Annotated in this window: 13 protein-coding genes; 7 read left to right on the top strand and 6 right to left on the bottom strand. The window is 61.2% G+C overall.

Translation table 11 applies throughout. From position 1 onward, the window contains the following. Positions 1–2: 2 nt before the first annotated feature. The 7 genes from INS80_RS14745 to INS80_RS14715 all read left to right on the top strand — a co-directional run bounded on the left by INS80_RS14745 (position 3) and on the right by INS80_RS14715 (position 7,442). Positions 3–686, top strand: coding sequence for an adenylate kinase (locus tag INS80_RS14745; RefSeq protein ID WP_192966358.1), 684 nt, complete (start codon positions 3–5; stop codon positions 684–686). Positions 687–899: 213 nt separating this feature from the next. After that, positions 900–1,184, top strand: a complete 285-nt coding sequence (locus INS80_RS14740; protein ID WP_192966357.1) for a DUF4212 domain-containing protein — start codon at positions 900–902, stop codon at positions 1,182–1,184. Positions 1,185–1,187: 3 nt separating this feature from the next. Next, the gene (locus tag INS80_RS14735; protein ID WP_192966356.1) at positions 1,188–2,969 is read left to right on the top strand and encodes a sodium:solute symporter family protein; all 1,782 of its coding nucleotides are present in this window, start codon (positions 1,188–1,190) and stop codon (positions 2,967–2,969) included. A gap of 121 nt (positions 2,970–3,090) precedes the next feature. Then, positions 3,091–4,914, top strand: coding sequence for a DUF294 nucleotidyltransferase-like domain-containing protein (locus INS80_RS14730; protein ID WP_192966355.1), 1,824 nt, complete (start codon positions 3,091–3,093; stop codon positions 4,912–4,914). Between the two features lie 26 nt (positions 4,915–4,940). Further along, positions 4,941–5,459: a hypothetical protein gene (locus INS80_RS14725; protein WP_192966354.1), complete on the top strand. Its 519-nt coding sequence runs from the start codon at positions 4,941–4,943 to the stop codon at positions 5,457–5,459. Continuing rightward, a complete protein-coding gene (locus INS80_RS14720; RefSeq protein ID WP_192966353.1) occupies positions 5,459–6,880 on the top strand; it encodes a 3'-5' exonuclease in 1,422 nt (473 codons plus the stop codon). The genes INS80_RS14725 and INS80_RS14720 overlap by 1 nt, the downstream gene beginning before the upstream one ends. A 61-nt stretch (positions 6,881–6,941) precedes the next feature. Next, positions 6,942–7,442 (top strand): flavin reductase family protein, encoded by a 501-nt coding sequence (locus INS80_RS14715; RefSeq protein WP_192966352.1) that lies wholly within the window; start codon positions 6,942–6,944, stop codon positions 7,440–7,442. Positions 7,443–7,519: 77 nt separating this feature from the next. Here INS80_RS14715 and INS80_RS14710 read toward each other — a convergent pair whose 3' ends face one another. The 6 genes from INS80_RS14710 to INS80_RS14685 form a co-directional block, all read right to left on the bottom strand. After that, on the bottom strand, positions 7,520–8,506 hold the full coding sequence (locus tag INS80_RS14710) for an ABC transporter substrate-binding protein (protein ID WP_192966351.1): 987 nt from the start codon (positions 8,504–8,506) through the stop codon (positions 7,520–7,522). A gap of 221 nt (positions 8,507–8,727) precedes the next feature. Continuing rightward, a complete protein-coding gene (locus INS80_RS14705) occupies positions 8,728–9,573 on the bottom strand; it encodes an ABC transporter permease (RefSeq protein ID WP_192966350.1) in 846 nt (281 codons plus the stop codon). Next, a complete protein-coding gene (locus INS80_RS14700) occupies positions 9,570–10,487 on the bottom strand; it encodes an ABC transporter permease (protein ID WP_192966349.1) in 918 nt (305 codons plus the stop codon). Before INS80_RS14700 ends, INS80_RS14705 begins: the two co-directional genes overlap by 4 nt. A gap of 99 nt (positions 10,488–10,586) precedes the next feature. Continuing rightward, positions 10,587–11,396 (bottom strand): ABC transporter ATP-binding protein, encoded by an 810-nt coding sequence (locus tag INS80_RS14695; protein WP_192966348.1) that lies wholly within the window; start codon positions 11,394–11,396, stop codon positions 10,587–10,589. A gap of 68 nt (positions 11,397–11,464) precedes the next feature. Further along, positions 11,465–12,919 carry a dihydropyrimidinase gene (hydA, locus tag INS80_RS14690; protein WP_192966347.1) on the bottom strand — a complete coding sequence of 485 codons (1,455 nt, stop codon included), beginning with the start codon at positions 12,917–12,919 and terminating at the stop codon, positions 11,465–11,467. A 39-nt stretch (positions 12,920–12,958) separates the two neighbouring features. Next, positions 12,959–13,222 carry a hypothetical protein gene (locus INS80_RS14685; protein ID WP_192966346.1) on the bottom strand — a complete coding sequence of 88 codons (264 nt, stop codon included), beginning with the start codon at positions 13,220–13,222 and terminating at the stop codon, positions 12,959–12,961. Positions 13,223–13,315 lie beyond the last annotated feature (93 nt).

The raw sequence follows: 13,315 nt of genomic DNA, 5'->3' as shown, positions 1-13,315 counted from the left end.
CCATGACCACGGATGTGATGACCCGCCCCGCCGTTCTGATCCTTCTCGGCCCTCCGGGCGCCGGGAAGGGCACCCAGGCCCGCATGCTGGAAAACAGCTTTGGCCTTGTGCAGCTTTCGACCGGCGACCTTCTGCGCGCCGCCGTGGCTGCAGGGACCGAGGCTGGCAAGGCCGCAAAATCGGTGATGGAATCCGGCGGCCTCGTGTCGGACGAGATCGTGATTGCCATCCTGCGCGACCGCTTGGCTGAACCCGACTGCGCCAAGGGCGTGATCCTTGACGGCTTCCCCCGTACCGCGGTTCAGGCCGAGGCGCTGGATGCGCTGCTGTCCGAAACCGGCCAGAAGATCAACGCCGCCATCAGCCTTGAAGTGGACGACGACGCCATGGTGACGCGCGTGGCCGGGCGTTTCACCTGCGCGGGCTGCGGCGAGGGCTATCACGACAGTTTCAAGCAACCGCAAAAGGCCGGTGTCTGCGACAAATGCGGCGGCACCGAGATGAAGCGCCGCGCCGATGACACTGCCGAAACCGTGGCCAGCCGTCTGGCCGCCTACCACGAACAGACCGCGCCTCTGATTGCCTACTACGGCGACAAGGGGGTGCTGCAAAAGATAGATGCCATGGGCCAGATCGATGAGGTCGCCAAAAGCCTGGCAGAAATAGTGAAAACCGCCGCGGCCTAGTCCCGGCAAAGATCCGGACGCCCGGCATATGCTGCCGCCGGGCGTCCACCCCACAACCCGAAATACCCGTTTGGAACGTCAAAGCCTGCTTTGGCGACCAAAGGAGTAGTGCCTGATGTCTGCCCGCTTCAAAGAGGGCAGCGCGGGCAAACAGAGAAGGCTTGCCCAGCGCCCGAGCGAAGCAGGCCCAACCCGTAGCAAGGAGGAGCCGCCATGGCGGACCAAACAACAAATGCCGCAAAGGCTGCCGAGTCCGACAAGGGCTATTGGCAGGCCAATGTGCGCATCATTCTCATCAGCCTGGTGATCTGGGCTGTCGTTTCATTCGGATTTGGCATTCTGTTGCGCCCGATGCTCTCTGGCATCTCGGTGGGCGGCAGTGATCTGGGCTTTTGGTTTGCCCAGCAGGGATCGATCCTCGTCTTCCTGGGCCTGATCTTTTTCTACGCCTGGCGGATGAACCGCCTCGACCGTGAATTCGGCGTCGAGGAGGAATAGGCCATGGATCAGTTTACCATAAACCTTCTCTTCGTGGGCGCCTCCTTTGCGCTCTATATCGGCATCGCCATCTGGGCGCGCGCCGGCTCCACTTCGGAATTCTACGCCGCGGGCCGGGGTGTTCACCCCGTCACCAACGGCATGGCAACGGCGGCGGACTGGATGTCTGCAGCCTCCTTCATCTCGATGGCGGGTCTCATCGCCTTTACCGGCTATGACAACTCGTCCTTCCTGATGGGCTGGACCGGCGGCTACGTGCTGCTGGCGCTGCTGCTGGCGCCCTACCTGCGCAAGTTCGGCAAGTTCACCGTATCGGAATTCATCGGTGATCGCTTCTATAGCCCCACTGCGCGTATCGTTGCGGTGATCTGCCTGATCGTGGCCTCCACCACTTACGTGATCGGCCAGATGACCGGTGTGGGCGTGGCCTTTGGCCGTTTCCTTGAGGTCTCCAACACCGCAGGCCTCTTGATCGGTGCCTGTGTGGTCTTTGCCTACGCCGTGTTCGGCGGCATGAAGGGCGTGACCTATACTCAGGTTGCGCAATACGTCGTGCTGATCATGGCCTATACCATTCCGGCCATCTTCATCTCGCTGCAGCTGACCGGAAACCCGATCCCGGCATTGGGTCTGTTTGGCGATCACGTTGCCTCGGGTGAGCCGCTCTTGGCAAAGCTTGACGCCATCGTGGCTGAACTCGGCTTCAACGAGTATACCACCCATCACGCCGACACGCTGAACATGGTTCTGTTCACCCTGTCGCTGATGATCGGTACCGCTGGCCTGCCCCATGTGATCATGCGTTTCTTCACCGTTCCCAAGGTGTCGGACGCACGCTGGTCCGCTGGCTGGGCGCTGGTCTTCATCGCGCTGCTGTACCTGACTGCCCCGGCAGTTGGCGCCATGGCCCGCCTCAACATCACCGACATGATGTGGCCCAATGGGACCAATGGCGAAGCGGTCTCGGTCGAGCAGATCGAAAACGACGCCCGCTATGACTGGATGGCCACCTGGCAGAAAACCGGTCTGCTGGCTTGGGAAGACAAGAACGGCGACGGCAAGATCCAGTACTACAACGACAAGAACGCGGAGATGCAGGCCAAGGCAGCTGAAAACGGCTGGCAGGGTAACGAGCTGACCAAGTTCAACCGCGACATTCTGGTTCTGGCCAACCCCGAAATCGCCAACCTGCCCGGCTGGGTGATCGGTCTGGTGGCTGCGGGCGGTCTGGCGGCGGCGCTGTCCACTGCGGCGGGTCTGTTGCTGGCGATCTCCTCGGCGGTGTCGCACGACCTGATCAAAGGCTCCATCAATCCGAAGATCTCGGAAAAAGGAGAGCTGCTGTCGGCCCGTGTTGCCATGGCGGTTGCCATCGCGGTTGCCACCTACCTGGGTCTCAATCCTCCGGGCTTTGCGGCGCAGACAGTGGCACTGGCCTTTGGCCTGGCGGCGGCCTCGATCTTCCCGGCGCTGATGATGGGCATCTTCACCAAGGTGAACAACAAGGGCGCGGTTGCAGGCATGATCGCAGGTCTGGTGGTGACGCTGATCTACATCTTCCTGCACAAGGGCTGGTTCTTCATCCCCGGTACCAACAGCTTCACGGATGCGGATCCGCTGCTGGGCACCATCAAGTCCACCTCCTTTGGTGCGATCGGCGCGATGGTGAACTTCGCGGTGGCCTATGTGGTCTCCAAATCCAGCGAGCCGATCCCGACTGAGATCGAAGAGCTGGTGGAAAGCGTCCGCATCCCGCGCGGTGCAGGGGCTGCACAGGATCACTGATCTCCCCCCGGGGCGGGCCGCCTCCCTCGATTTCCTGGCCCGCCCTCTTTTCCTCACCATCCTGTCCGGGCACACTCGGGCAGGATGACTTTTATCCCGGCGTTGCAGACAGGCTTTTGACATGCCCCTTTCCCCCGATGGTCTGATCCAGTTCCTGAAGACGGTGCACCCCTATGATAGCCTAAATGCGGCGCGCCTGACTGCGCTGGCGCCGAAGTTTGAGGTCATCCACGCCGCCGCTGGAGACAAGATCTACGCCTTGGGCGCCCAGATGGAGGGGCTTTACCTTGTGCATCACGGCGAGGTCGAAGTCTTTGACGAGAACGGAATGGCCGTTTCCATTCTGGGACCACGCAATTCCTTTGGCGAACGAGGTCTCACCCGTGATGGCATAGCTGTCACCACGGCGCGAGCCAGTGCAAAGAGCGCGCTTCTGCTGCTGCCGCGCGCCGATTTCGATGCCCTGATGCAAGCCGAACCCAAGGTGGCGCGCTTCTTTGACCGCCGCCGCTCGGACGGACCTGCGCAGAACAGCCTCGCCACCCGCCGCGTTGCGGATTTCATGGCTTCGCCCCCGGTCACCTGCTCCAGTGGCCTGACCTGCCAGGGCGCCGCGCAATTGATGCGAGATCATCACATTTCCTCGGTCTGCATCACCTCTGGCGATGCCCTCGAAGGCATCCTCACCAACCGCGATCTGACGGAGAAGGTGCTGGCCAAGGGGCTGCCGATTTCCACCCCCGTTTCGCAGATCATGACCCGCGATCCATTGACACTGCCCTCCTCCGCCATCGCATCGGATGTGCTCCATGCGATGATGGAGCACCGCATCGGCCATGTGCCGGTGGTGGATGCCGGACGTCTGGCGGGGATCGTGACCCAAACCGACCTCACGCGCCTTCAGGCCATGAGCTCGGCCGAGATGATCGCCGAAATCGCCCGCGCTCCCGATGCCAGTGCCATGGCCCGCGTCACCGCGCGCATTCCGGCCCTCCTGTTGCAGCTGGTGGCCGCTGGCAACCGGCATGAAGTAGTTACCCGCCTGATTACCGACATCGCCGATGCCGCCACCCGGCGTCTGCTGGCGCTGGCCGAGGAGCGACTTGGCCCGCCGCCCGTGCCTTATTTGTGGTTGGCCTGCGGATCACAGGGGCGGCAGGAACAGACAGGTGTGTCCGATCAGGACAACTGCCTGATGATCGCCGACGAGATGCAGGAGCGTGACGCCGCCTATTTCGAAGCCCTCTCCCGATTTGTTTGCGATGGGCTCAACACCTGCGGCTATGTCTATTGCCCCGGTGACATGATGGCGAGCAATCCGCGCTGGCGTCAGCCCGTGGGCATCTGGCGGCAGTATTTCGAGGGCTGGATCAAGACCCCCGATCCCATGGCGCAGATGCTGGCCTCGGTGATGTTCGATCTGCGCCCCATTGGCGGCACCGCGTCCCTGTTCACTGGCCTGCAGGACGAGGTGCTCAAGGCGGCAAGCGCCAATTCCATCTTTGTCGCGCATATGATTTCGAATTCGCTGAAACACACGCCACCGCTGGGGCTCTTGCGCGGGATCGCTACCATCCGTTCGGGGGAACATCGCAACACGCTGGATCTGAAACACAACGGCGTGGTGCCGGTGGTGGATCTGGGGCGGATCTATGCCCTGCAAGCGCAGCTTACTCCGGTCAACACGCGCGCGCGACTGGAGGCGGCGGCCGAGACATCCGCCCTCAGCCCCTCGGGTGCGCGGGATCTCATGGATGCCTATGACCTGATTGCCGAAACCCGGCTCAAGCATCAGGCTGGCCAGATCCGCAAGGGCGAGGCGCCCGACAACTTTCTGGCCCCATCGGATCTGTCGGACTTTGAGCGAAGTCATCTGCGCGACGCGTTTGTCGTGGTAAAGACAATGCAATCGGCGCTTGGCCATGGCAAAGGGATGATGGGCTGACCCTGGCAGCACAAGAGGACCTCAAGATGTTTCTGGAACTGATCGCAACAATATTTGCAGGCTTTGCCGTGGCAGGCGTCGTGATGCTGATCGGACGGGCCAGCGGCGGGCGGCTGCCGAAATGGCTGGCCCCTGTGGCCGCGGGCCTTGCAATGATCGCGGTCACAATCTCTTCGGAGTACGGCTGGTATGAGCGCACCCGCGCCGCGCTGCCCGAGGGCGTTCTCGTGGCCGAAACCGGCCAGAACAGAAGCCTCTACCGGCCTTGGACCTATGCTGTGCCGTTTGTCGAACGCTTTGCAGCCATTGATACAGCAACCGCAAAGAGCCACCCTGACCTGCCCGGCCACTTCATCACAGAGGTCTATTTCTTTGGCCGCTGGGCACCGGTAAGCGGCATTACTGTGCGGCTCGACTGCACAGGCTGGCGGCGCGCCGTTGTCGCAACCGACGCAGACATTGGAACTGGTGATGACATCGCGCTTGATTGGGTCGCAGCCCCGGAAGATGACGGCCTGCTTGGCACCTTCTGCGGAGCTGTCTGATGTTGTCGCGGCTGAGCCTTCGCATCCGGATTTTCCTGTTCTTCTGCCTGATCGCAGCCGCCTGCATCGGCGGCGTCTGGGCAGCGCTGTGGATCGGCTACGGACGTGCGGGCAATCCTGCGCTGCTTGATGCCTTCGTCTTTGTCGGCGCGCTCAGCCTCTTCGCCATCCTCGGCGTTTGCGCCGGGATTTGGCTGTTGTTCGATGAGAACGTCGCCAAGCCGATCGAAAGGCTGGCTGCGGGTCTGCGCGCCCGTGCCCATGGCGGTGTGACATCCGACCTTGACCAGCAGGCCGCGCGCTATCTTGGCGATCTGGCTCCCGCCGCGTCGAGCCTTGTGGGCAAACTCGGGCAGGCAAATCTGAACTCCGCCGAGGCCATCGCCCGCGAAACGGCCCGGCTGGAGGCCGAGAAGGCGCGCCTGACGACCCTTTTGTCAGAGGTGCCCGTGGCCACGGTCATGGTCGGCCACGATCACCGGATTGTCCTTTACGACGCCCAGGCCGCAGCAGTCCTGTCGCAAATCGCGCCCGCGCGCCTTGGCGCCGTTCTTGGCGACTATCTCGAGGCCGGCGCGCTGGAGGCGGCCCATAAGAAAATGATCCGCACGGGCAAGGAAGTCAGCGCCCGCATCACCGGCAACGACGGGCGGCAAACATACGGGCTGCGGCTCAAACCGCTGGGCGATGCGCCCGGCTACGTGGTGATCTTTGACAGCGCCGAGGCAGACATCCCGCCCGAGGCGGCCCGCCCTTTGGTCTATGACTTTGGCCTGCTCAATCCCGTCTCCCAACGGATCGAGAACCGGCCCCTTTCCGATCTGACCTTTTCCGTCTTTGACACCGAAACCACCGGGCTTTTGCCGCACAAGGATCACGTGGTGCAACTGGGCGCACTGCGCGTTCTGCGCGGCCGGATCGTCGATGGAGAAGCCCTTGATCTTCTGGTCGACCCGGGCGCACCGATCCCGGCCGCCTCGACCAGGGTGCATGGGATCACCGACGCAATGGTCAAGGGCGCGCCAGACATTGCAGAGGTTTCCCGCACCTTCCACCACTTTTGCAGCGATGCCGTTATCGTCGCACATAACGCACCTTTCGACATGGCCTTCCTGCGCCGGGAGGCAAAGCGGCTGAATCTTGCCTGGGATCATCCGGTACTCGACACGGTCCTCTTGAGCGCGGTTCTGTTCGGCGCCTCGGTGCCGCACACGCTGGACGCGCTCTGTGATCGGCTCGACATCACCATCCCCACCGCCCTGCGCCACACCGCTCTTGGCGATGCCCGCGCCACGGCGGAGGTTTTGTGCCGGATGCTGCCCATGCTGGAGGCTCGCGGCTTTTCCACGCTGGGCGAAGTCATCGCGCAGACCCGCGCCCACGGTCGTCTTCTGGAAGATCTGAACCCAGTGGACAAATAAACTGGCCCGTGGCAGGTCGGGGCCTAGATCTGACGAACCATTCAGATGAAGGGCGCGCACCATGCCAGACACCACCTTGACTCCGGGCTCTGATACACAACGGGCCTATCGCGACGCATTGGGCTGTTTTGCGACCGGAGTCACCGTGATCACCACTTTGACAGACAAAGGGCCGCTGGCCTTTACCGCCAACAGCTTTTCGTCGGTCTCGATGGAGCCGCCCCTGTTGATGTGGTGCCCTGCCCGCGCCTCCCTTCGCCATGACGCCTTTGCTTTCGCACAACAGTACGCAATCCATGTTCTGGCCGAAGATCAACTGGATCTTGCCATTCATTTTGCCCGCAGCGGTGATGATTTCAGCGCGGCCCCTTGGACGGCCGACTCCCATGGCACGCCGCTCCTCGACGGGGTTCTGGCCCGCTTCGACTGCAAGGCCCACGCAACCCACCCGGCCGGAGATCATACTATCATCCTGGGCGAAGTGCAGCGTTTTGCCACCCGCCCCGGCAAAGGTCTTATCTTCAAACAGGGGCTTTACGGCGGGTTCCTGGAACAAAGCTGATGCTGCCGCTGTACAGACATGAAAAAGCCCGCCCCTGAAACATCAGGGACGGGCCGGAAATCTGATAAGCGATCCGCTTACTTCAGCGCCGCATCCGTGATGGCATGGGTCCAGGCGCCTTCCGGAGCCTTGGTGATCACCGGCGAGGACCCGCCCGCCAGCAGGGTCGCAACCGTGCGCTCATAGTCAGCAACATCCAATGCGCCATTGCTGCCTGCGGTCAGCTTGGCGATCTCGCTCATCATGCGCTTCTGGTGCTCTTCTGTCTGGGCGCCCGAAGCGTCATTGTCCAGAACGATCTCGGCGGCTTCATCCGGGTTGGCTTCGGCATATTTCCAGCCCTTCATCGAGGCGCGCACGAAACGCTCCATCTTGTCGGCAAAGGCCGGATCGCTCAGCTTGTCTTCCAGCACGTAAAGACCATCTTCCAACGTCGCAACGCCCTGGTCTTCGTACTTGAAGGTCACCAGTTCATCCGCCGACACGCCGGCGTCCAGAACCTGCCAGTATTCGTTGTAGGTCATGGTGGAAATGCAGTCCGCCTGACGCTGCAGCAGCGGGTCCACGTTGAAGCCCTGCTTCAGAACCTCAACGCCCATCTCACCCTTGCCTTCGGTGGAGATGCCCAGCTTGCTCATCCAGCTCATGAAGGGGAATTCATTGCCGAAGAACCACACCCCAAGGGTGCGGTCGGCCAGATCCTTGGGCTCGGAGATGCCGGTGTCTTTCCAGCAGGTCAGCATCATGCCCGAGGATTTGAAAGGCTGAGCGATATTGACCAGCGGCAAGCCCTTTTCGCGGGCCGCCAGGGCAGCGGGCATCCATTCGACGGTCACATCGGCGCCGCCCCCTGCAATCACCTGGGTCGGGGCAATATCGGGGCCACCGGGCAGGATGGTGACGTTCAGATCTTCTTCTTCGTAAAAGCCCTTGTCGAGCGCCACGTAATAGCCAGCGAACTGTGCCTGTGTCACCCATTTGAGCTGCAGCTTGACGTCGTCTGCTGCCTGAGCGGCTCCGGCGGCACCTAGGGCCAGCGCGGCGGCTGTCAGAATGTGTTTCATTGGTAGGTTCTCCCTGTTGGTTATGGTTGCAGCTTGCGCGAATTTGACCATTTGTTCAAAGATTTTTATTGCGCCATTGCCTGGCTTTTTGTCGGTCTGCGCAAGCTTTGGGCGCTGGTCCGGCGCTCCCTCTATCGCCATTGGGGCCGTGGGATTACCGGGCCGATGCCCTTTGGTCTCATCGCCCCGAGGGCTGCGTCCGGGGCGATGAAATTTCAGTTTCACCCCCGCTGCGAGGGGTGCCAGAAGGTCAGCGATTTCTCGATCAGGGCAATCACGCCGTAGAAGGCCGAACCGGCAAGCGCCGCGACCAGAATCTCGGCCCAGACCATGTCCAGTGCCAGCTGGCCGACACTGGTCGAGATCCGAAAGCCCATGCCCACGGTGGGCGAGCCAAAGAATTCCGCCACGATTGCGCCAACCAGCGCAAGGGTGGTCGAGATCTTCAAACCGTTGAAGATAAACGGCAAGGCGGCGGGCAGACGCAACTTGAAAAAGCTCTGCCAATAGCTGGCCGCATAGGTGCGCATCAGGTCGCGCTGCATGGCCGAGGTCTCGCTGAGGCCTGCAACCGTGTTCACAAGCATCGGGAAGAACACCATGACCACGACAACGGCCGCCTTGGACTGCCAGTCAAACCCGAACCACATCACAAGAATGGGCGCGGTGCCGACAATGGGAAGGGCTGCCACGAAATTGCCCACCGGAAAAAGGCCCCGACGCAGAAAGTCGCTGCGGTCCACGGCCACGGCCACAGCCAGAGCGGCGACACATCCCATGATATAGCCCGACAGCGCCCCCTTGATGAAAGTCTGCGCAAAGTCCTGCCACAGGATCGGCAGCGAGGTGGCGAAACGTTCGGCAATCATCGAGGGCGCCGGCAGGATCACCATGGAGACCTCAAGCCCGCGCACCAGCAGTTCCCAGACAATCAGGATGGTCACGCCAAAAATCAGCGGAACCAGCAGTTTCACGGCCCGGGTCTTGGCAGCAGGACTGTTGGCCAGGCGGCTGTTGATCCACCAGCCGCCAATCCAGACCAGAGCGGCAATAGCAACTTCAATCATGCGCTCATCCCCATGCGTTTGAGAACCAGACGTTCAATCAGCCCCAGAAGCGCCACCAAAAGCGCCGCCAGAATGGCCGCTGCGAACAGCGCCGACCAGATCTGCACAGTCTGCCCGTAGTAGCTGCCTGCCAGAAGTCGCGCACCAAGGCCCGCAACCGCGCCGGTCGGCAGCTCCCCCACGATGGCGCCGACGAGCGAGGCCGCGATACCGATCTTGAGCGAGGCAAATAGATAGGGCAGCGAGGACGGCAGCCGTAGTTTCCAGAACCCCTGCGAAGTGGAGGCGTTATAGGTCTTCAAGAGATCTAGTTGCATGTGGTCCGGGCTGCGCAGCCCTTTCACCATGCCCACAACAACCGGGAAAAAGCTGAGATAGGCCGAGATGATCGCCTTGGGAATGATCCCCTGCACCCCGATGGAATAGAGCACCACGATGATCATCGGCGCCAGCGCGATGATCGGGATGGTCTGGCTGACGATGGCCCAGGGCATCACCGACATATCCATCACCTTGGAATGTACGATCCCAACGGCCAGCAGGATACCGAGGCCGGTACCGATGGCAAAACCAAGAAGCGTAGCGGAAAGCGTCACCTGCCCGTGATAGATCAGGCTGCGTTTGGAGGTGATCTTTTTCTCCACCGTGGTTTCCCACAGCTCGATTGCAACCTGATGCGGCGCGGGCAGACGTGGGCGATCCTGCCCCCAGGTATCCGCAATGGCAAAGGAGTTCGTTGCCACAAGCCCAAAGGTGCCCATATCGCGGCGTTCCTTGGCGGTGGCGGGGGTGACGGCTGTCCCTGCCCGCTCGGCCTGATCCAGAACGCCCTTGATGTTCATCGGAACGCAAGCGGCATACCAGAAGGCGATGATGGCGGCGACAACGGTGAGAACGGCGAGGATATTCTTCATTGCAACACCTCCCCGGTCTGGCAGCGTGGCGGTGTACGGGGGGTGCACAGAGGGTGCACGGATGTCACCCCCTGCCTGTGAGTGGTTTTGCGGGACGGATCAGTCATCGCTATGCCCCGCGCGCAGACCCTCGCGCACCCGGTGCGCGATGTCGATGAACTCCTGACTGTCGCGGATATCCAGCGGGCGTTCCTTTGGCAGGGTGCTTTCGATCACGTCCGTAATCCGGCCCGGGCGCGGCGACATCACTACGATCTTGGTCGACAGATACACCGCCTCGGGGATCGAGTGGGTGACGAAACCGATGGTCTTATCCGTACGCGCCCAGAGTTTGAGCAGCTGCTCATTGAGGTGATCGCGCACGATCTCGTCCAAGGCCCCAAAGGGTTCGTCCATCAACAGAATATCGGCATCAAAGGCCAGCGCTCGGGCGATGCTGGCCCGCTGCTGCATGCCGCCCGACAGCTGCCAGGGGTATTTGCCGCCAAAGCCCGAAAGCTCCACCAGATCAAGCACTTCTGCGACGCGCTTGTCCTGCTCTTCCTTGGAGTAGCCCATGATCTCAAGCGGCAGCTTGATGTTCTTGGCAATGGTACGCCATGGGTACAGCCCAGCAGCCTGAAACACATAGCCATAGGCCCGCTTCTGACGCGCCTCATCCGGCGTCATGCCGTTCACGGTGATCGAGCCGCTGGTCGGGTGCTCCAGCGCCGCCATCACCCGCAGAAAGGTCGTCTTGCCACAGCCCGAGGGGCCGATGAAGCTGACGAAATCGCCCTTGTTGATGGTGAGGTTCACATCCTTCAGCGCCTGCACCGGACCATCGTTGGTCTCGAACACCAGGTTCAGATCGCGCGCTTCTACGACGGCCTGAGGGGAACTGGCCTGGGAAGTCGTTTCATTAGTCATGTCATTGCCTTAGTCGGACGAAGGACGGCCCACCGCGCCGGGCGGCCCGCCTTCGGATGATCGCCAGATTACACGCCGGTTGCCGGAATGCCGGTCCGCTCCACCGGGCGGGGGGCGGTCAGTTCCTTCCAGGTCGAAAGCGCCTTGTTCACGGTGGTATTTGCCTCACGTTCGACAAATTTACCATGGCCTTCCTGGGTGCGGATTTCACCGTCATGCACCGCCACATGGCCTCGGGTCAGTGTGAAGCGCGGCAGGCCTTTGACATCATGCCCTTCAAAAACGTTGTAATCGATCGAGGACTGCTGCGAGGAAGCCGAAATGGTCTTGCTCTTCTCCGGATCCCAGACCACGAGATCAGCATCGGCGCCCACCAGGACTGCACCTTTTTTCGGATAGCAATTCAAGATCTTGGCAATGTTTGTTGAAGTGACTGCAACGAACTCGTTTGGTGTCAGTCGGCCGGTGTTCACACCATGCGTCCAGAGCATCGGCATGCGGTCCTCAAGGCCACCTGTCCCGTTGGGGATCTTGGTGAAGTCGCCCACGCCATAGCGTTTCTGATCGGTGGTAAAGGCGCAGTGATCCGTCGCCACAACCGACAGGGAGCCAGACTGAAGGCCATTCCACAGACTGTTCTGGTGCTGCTTGTTCCGGAAGGGAGGCGACATCACGCGGCGCGCGGCATGGTCCCAATCCTGGTTGAAGTATTCGCTTTCATCCAGGGTCAGGTGCTGGATCAGCGGTTCGCCCCAGACACGCTTGCCCTGCATGCGGGCCCGGCGGATCGCCTCGTGGCTTTCCTCGCAGGAGGTATGCACCACGTAAAGCGGCACGCCCGCCATATCGGCAATCATGATGGCGCGGTTGGTGGCCTCGCCTTCCACCTGCGGCGGGCGGGAATAGGCATGCGCCTCGGGGCCATTGTTGCCCTCGGCCAGGAGTTTGGCGCTGAGTTCCGCGACCACATCACCGTTTTCTGCGTGCACCATGGCAATACCGCCAAGTTCCGACAGGCGCTGGAAGCTGGCGTAGAGCTCATCGTCATTGACCATAAGCGCGCCTTTATACGCCATGAAGTGCTTGAACGTGTTGATACCGCGGGTTTCGATCACGGTCTTCATGTCGTCAAAGACCTGCTCCCCCCACCAGGTTACGGCCATGTGGAAGGAGTAGTCGCAGTTGGCGCGGGTGGATTTGTTGTCCCAACGTTTTAGCGCATCCAGCAGGCTTTCGCCCGGATTGGGCAGGGCAAAGTCGACGACCATGGTGGTGCCGCCCGCAAGGCCCGCGCGGGTGCCGCTTTCGAAATCATCCGAGGAATAGGTGCCCATGAAGGGCATCTCGAGGTGGGTATGCGGGTCGATCCCACCCGGCATCACATAGCAGCCGGTGGCATCAAGTTCCTCATCCCCTTTGAGGTTTGCACCGATCTCTGTGATAACGCCGCCTTCGATCAGAACATCCGCTTTGTAGGTGAGATCAGCCGTGACGATCGTGCCGTTCTTGATGACTTTACTCATATCTATTAACTCCCTGTTTTTTCTTTATTTCAGCTTGGATCAGACGGAGCTGAAACAGCCGATTGCATGTCCATGTACGCCGATATCCAACGGCCCGAAAACGGATTCGACGCAAAGAGAGAAGTACCCTGCCAGAGGCAAATATATGACCCTGTAGTCGCCATTGGCCCGCGTGACGGCCCAGCACTCTTGTGTCAGCCCGCCCGAGAAATTCACGGTGACTTCCTCGGGTTCACAAAGGGCTGCGCGAAAGGCCTGAAGGATCGCAAGCGAAACCTCGCTGGTTACGTTGAATTCTGCCATCTCCGTCTCAATCAGATGTGTGATCCGATCGGGGATGGAGAGGCCGGATCCAATCACCGGATCACTAGCTCCTGAAGGGCAGAGACTTCCATC

The organism is Phycobacter azelaicus (assembly GCF_014884385.1).
Lineage (GTDB): Bacteria > Pseudomonadota > Alphaproteobacteria > Rhodobacterales > Rhodobacteraceae > Phycobacter > Phycobacter azelaicus.
Note: the sequence above shows the minus strand (reverse complement) of the source record. Positions and strands in the feature narration are given on the sequence as shown.

Excerpts from the sequence above, each read along its gene's own strand:
- INS80_RS14745 (WP_192966358.1), top strand. The coding sequence starts at position 3 with ATGACCACGGATGTGATGACCCGCCCCGCCGTTCTGATCCTTCTCGGC.
- INS80_RS14720 (WP_192966353.1), top strand. The coding sequence starts at position 5,459 with ATGTTGTCGCGGCTGAGCCTTCGCATCCGGATTTTCCTGTTCTTCTGC.
- INS80_RS14715 (WP_192966352.1), top strand. The coding sequence starts at position 6,942 with ATGCCAGACACCACCTTGACTCCGGGCTCTGATACACAACGGGCCTAT.
- INS80_RS14710 (WP_192966351.1), bottom strand. The coding sequence starts at position 8,506 with ATGAAACACATTCTGACAGCCGCCGCGCTGGCCCTAGGTGCCGCCGGA.
- INS80_RS14695 (WP_192966348.1), bottom strand. The coding sequence starts at position 11,396 with ATGACTAATGAAACGACTTCCCAGGCCAGTTCCCCTCAGGCCGTCGTA.
- INS80_RS14725 (WP_192966354.1), top strand. The coding sequence starts at position 4,941 with ATGTTTCTGGAACTGATCGCAACAATATTTGCAGGCTTTGCCGTGGCA.
- INS80_RS14685 (WP_192966346.1), bottom strand. The coding sequence starts at position 13,222 with ATGGCAGAATTCAACGTAACCAGCGAGGTTTCGCTTGCGATCCTTCAG.
- INS80_RS14735 (WP_192966356.1), top strand. The coding sequence starts at position 1,188 with ATGGATCAGTTTACCATAAACCTTCTCTTCGTGGGCGCCTCCTTTGCG.
- INS80_RS14740 (WP_192966357.1), top strand. The coding sequence starts at position 900 with ATGGCGGACCAAACAACAAATGCCGCAAAGGCTGCCGAGTCCGACAAG.
- hydA (WP_192966347.1), bottom strand. The coding sequence starts at position 12,919 with ATGAGTAAAGTCATCAAGAACGGCACGATCGTCACGGCTGATCTCACC.
- INS80_RS14705 (WP_192966350.1), bottom strand. The coding sequence starts at position 9,573 with ATGATTGAAGTTGCTATTGCCGCTCTGGTCTGGATTGGCGGCTGGTGG.
- INS80_RS14730 (WP_192966355.1), top strand. The coding sequence starts at position 3,091 with ATGCCCCTTTCCCCCGATGGTCTGATCCAGTTCCTGAAGACGGTGCAC.
- INS80_RS14700 (WP_192966349.1), bottom strand. The coding sequence starts at position 10,487 with ATGAAGAATATCCTCGCCGTTCTCACCGTTGTCGCCGCCATCATCGCC.